Here is a 3,879-nt window from a genome sequence, read left to right on the forward strand (position 1 = left end):
ACCGGCCCGAAAGCCTTCTTCACATTCTCGATCTTCAGCGAGCCCACGGCTTCGTTCCTGTTCTAGAGTTTCACGGCGGCGCCGCTGCGCACGCTCTCGTCGGCGGCCAGGCACACGGCGAGCGACTTGACCGCGTCGTCCATGTGGCGGGTAAGGTCGATGTCTTCGCGGATGGCCTTGAGCAGGAAGGCCTGTTCGAGGTCGCAGAGCTCCTGATGGCCCGGCTCGCCTTCCATCGACAGCAACTGGTCTTCCCTGGCGAACTTGCCGTCCGGCCCGGTTGCCGCGTTGTGCACCCTAATGGTCGAGGTCTTGGTGTGGGTGTCGATATCGTCGGACTTAACGCCTTCCTTCATGACGATCGACACGCAGCCCTTGGGCGACATCACGTCCTTCACGAAGAAGGCCGTCTCCGAGATCATCGGACCCCAGCCGGCCTCGTACCAGCCGACCGAGCCGTCATCGAACAGCACCTGCAGGTGGCCGTAATTGTACATCGATGGCGCCACTTCGTCGCTCAGCCGGACGCCCATGCCGCGCACCTCGACCGGCCTGGCGTCGGTGATCTGCAGCATCACGTCGAGATAATGCACGCCGCAGTCGACGATCGGCGATGTGGTCTGCATCAGCTGCTTGTGCGTCTCCCAGGTATGGCCGGAGGACTGCTGGTTGAGGTTCATGCGGAAGACGTAAGGGCCGCCGAGCTTGCGCGCTTCGGCGATCAGCCTGATCCAGGACGGATGGTGGCGCAGGATGTAGCCGATCACCAGCTTCTTGCCATTGGCCTTGGCGGCGTCGACGACGCGCCTGGCGTCCGCCACGGTGGTCGCCAGCGGCTTCTCGACGAAGACATGGCAACCGGCCTCGAACGCCCGCACCGCATAGTCGGCATGGCTGTCGGAATAGGTGGCGATCGCGGCGACGTCCGGCTTCTCGTCGCGCAGCGCGTCCTCGAAGGAACGCCTTATGCCATAGCCGGAAAGCCCTTCCGGCAGCGGCACGTCGGATCGGTTGATCAACGCCGCGATCTCGAAGCCCGGATTGGTATGGTAGGCCAGCGCGTGGCTGCGGCCCATATTGCCGAGGCCGGCGGCGACGACGCGAAGGGGTCTTTCTGAATTCACTTGACGGCTCCGGAGGTGATGCCGCGGATCAGCTGCCGCGAGAAGATGACGTAAAGGATGAGCACCGGCAGGATCGCCAGCGAAAGCGCCGCCAGGATCGCGTTCCAGTTGGTGACGAACTGGCCGAGGAAGAGCTGGGCGCCCAGCGTCACCGTCTTGGTTTCTTCCGAGGGCGCCAGGATCAGCGGGAACCACAGATCGTTCCATATCGGGATCATGGTGAAGACCGCGACCGTCGCCATCGACGGGCGCACCAGCGGCAGCACCAGCCGGAAGAAGATCGTGTACTCCGAAAGCCCGTCGATGCGGCCGGCATTCTTCAGGTCGTCGGACACCTGCTTCATGAATTCAGACAGGATGAAGATCGCTAAGGGCAGTCCTTGCGCGGTGTAGACCAGGATCAGCGCCGTCAGCGTGTTGACCAGCCCGGTCGCCACCATCAGTTGCAGGATGGCGACGGTGCCGAGACGGATCGGGATCATGATGCCGAGCGCCAGATAGAGCCCCATCAGCGTGTTGCCGCGGAAGCGGTATTCCGAAAGCGCGAACGCGGCCATCGCGCCGAACAGGAGCACGAAGAACAGCGAGGCGACGGTGACGACAAGGCTGTTCTGGAAATAGTGGAAGAAATCGCCCTGGCCGAACACCGTGGTGTAGCCGATCAGGTCGAAGGTCTTGGTCGTCGGCGGCGTCAGCGGCGCCCCGAATATGCCCGCGCGGGATTTGAACGAATTCATCACCACCAGGATCACGGGGAACAGCGCGATCACCGTGTAGGTCAACAGGATGGCGTGGGCGCCGACGGTGCGGGGAAGCGAACGGGTAGCGGTGCTCATCTTCGACCCTCAGAACTGGTAGCGACGCAGGCGCGTCTGGACGAGGAACAGGTAGACACAGACGCCGGCAAGGATGATCAGGAACATCATCGTGGCGATCGTCGCGCCCATGTTGGGGTCGCCGACCTGCAGCTGGAAGCCGAAGAAGGCGCGGTAGAGGAAGGTGCCGAGAATGTCGGTCGAATAATTCGGCCCGGCGAGCGCTCCTTGCGCCGTGTAGATCAGGTCGAAGGCGTTGAAATTGCCGACGAAGGTCAGGATCGAGATGATACCGATGGAAGGCAGGATCAGCGGCAGCTTGATCTTCCAGAACTGCGCCAGGCCGGTAATGCCGTCGCACTCTGCCGCCTCGATCACCTCATCCGGGATCGACAGCAGGGCCGCGTAGATCAGCATCATCGGGATGCCGACGAACTGCCAGACCGAGATCAGGCTGAGCGCCGTCAGCGCATACTGCTCCTTGCCGAGCCATGGCGTGAACAGGCTCTTCAGTCCGACGAGGCCGAGCAGGTCGGGCGCTACGCCCCAGATCGGCGACAGGATCAGCTTCCAGGCGAAGCCGACGATGACGAAGGACAGGATGGTAGGCACGAAGATCGCCGTGCGGTAGAAGGCGGCAAAGCGCAACCGGGGGCTGGAGAGAAGCGCTGCCAGCATGATGCCGATCGGGTTCTGCACCAGCATGTGGATGATGAAGAACCAGACATTGTTGCGAAGCGCATTCCAGAAGTTCACCGACCAGTTGGGATCGCCGAACAGCGTGCGGAAATTGTCGAGCCCGACAAAGACCTGGAGCTGATTGATGTTACGGAACAGCGAAAGCTGCAACGTCCCGAACAGCGGCAGGATCATGATCGCCGAGTAGACGAGCACCGCCGGCGCCAGGAAGACGCCGATATGCCAGCGAATGGGTTTCTTCGGTCGTGTTTCTGCGGCCATGAGTTCGGTCCCCGCCGTCTCTCGGTTCCAGGTCGGATGATGCTTAGCTGATGCCTCGATGCACGGCCTGATTGTCCCCTTGAGGGGAGGACAAGGCCCGCGACAGTGCGGCTTCGTCTTCCCCGCAACGGTGAGGGTAAGACCGAGAGGCTGCGCCGACAATCGCTATTGTGAGACCGGCCGGGCAGGGCCCGGCCGGCTCGATGGCAAAGGCTTACTTCGCAGGCTTGTACCAGCTGTCGAGGCCGTCTTGCAGCTTCTTGGCCGCGGCCTCCGGCGTATCGGTGCCGTTGATCACGTTGGCCGATTCAACCCAGGTCTGGTTCTCGAGGTTCGGCGTGCCGCGCGACAGGATCTGATAGGTCGAGCGGATGGTCGACTTGCACTTGCCGCGCCAGGAGACGAATTCCTGGGCCAGCGGATCGGCCATCTTCACCGGCGTCGAGTTCAGGCTGAAGAAGCCCGGCAGCGCGTTGGCGTAGATGGTTGCGAAGTCCGGCGAGGCAACCCAGGAGAGGAACTTCTTGGCTTCTTCCGGGTGCTTCGAGGCAGCGTTCAGGCCCATGCCGATATCGGTATGGTCGGAGATGTAGCAGGTGTCGCCGGCCTTCTGCACCGGCGGCGGGAAGGCGCCCATCTTGAACTGCGCCTGCGTGTTGAACAGGCCGATCTCCCACGAGCCTGCCGGGTAGATGGCGGCGCGGCCGAGCGTGAACAGGTTCTGGCTGTCCGGATAGGTCTGCGCCTCGAAGCCGTCACCGAGGTAAGGCTTCCACTTGGCCAGTTCCTTGTAGGGAGCGACCCAATCGGCGTCGGTCAACTTTTGCGTGCCCTTGATCAGGGCCGCGCGGCCTTCCTCGCCCTTCCAGTAGTTCGGGCCGATGTTCTGGTAGCCCATGGTCGCGGCTTCCCAGAGGTCCTTGGTGCCCATCGCCATCGGGATGTAGGTGCCGTCGGCCTTGATCTTGTCGAGCACGGCG

At 62.7% G+C, this 3,879-nt stretch carries 4 protein-coding genes; all 4 read right to left on the reverse strand.

The features are described 5' to 3' along the window. Positions 1–62: 62 nt before the first annotated feature. Positions 63–1,124, reverse strand: a complete 1,062-nt coding sequence (locus Q0L57_RS07735; protein ID WP_296740594.1) for a Gfo/Idh/MocA family oxidoreductase — start codon at positions 1,122–1,124, stop codon at positions 63–65. Then, positions 1,121–1,960 carry a carbohydrate ABC transporter permease gene (locus tag Q0L57_RS07740; protein WP_296740597.1) on the reverse strand — a complete coding sequence of 280 codons (840 nt, stop codon included), beginning with the start codon at positions 1,958–1,960 and terminating at the stop codon, positions 1,121–1,123. The genes Q0L57_RS07735 and Q0L57_RS07740 overlap by 4 nt, the downstream gene beginning before the upstream one ends. 9 nt (positions 1,961–1,969) lie before the next feature. Further along, positions 1,970–2,899 carry a carbohydrate ABC transporter permease gene (locus Q0L57_RS07745; RefSeq protein WP_296740599.1) on the reverse strand — a complete coding sequence of 310 codons (930 nt, stop codon included), beginning with the start codon at positions 2,897–2,899 and terminating at the stop codon, positions 1,970–1,972. A gap of 214 nt (positions 2,900–3,113) precedes the next feature. Then, the coding region (locus tag Q0L57_RS07750; protein WP_296740601.1) for an ABC transporter substrate-binding protein at positions 3,114–3,879 on the reverse strand (766 nt) is incomplete at its 5' end.

It is taken from the genome of Mesorhizobium sp. (assembly GCF_024509055.1).
Lineage (GTDB): Bacteria > Pseudomonadota > Alphaproteobacteria > Rhizobiales > Rhizobiaceae > Mesorhizobium.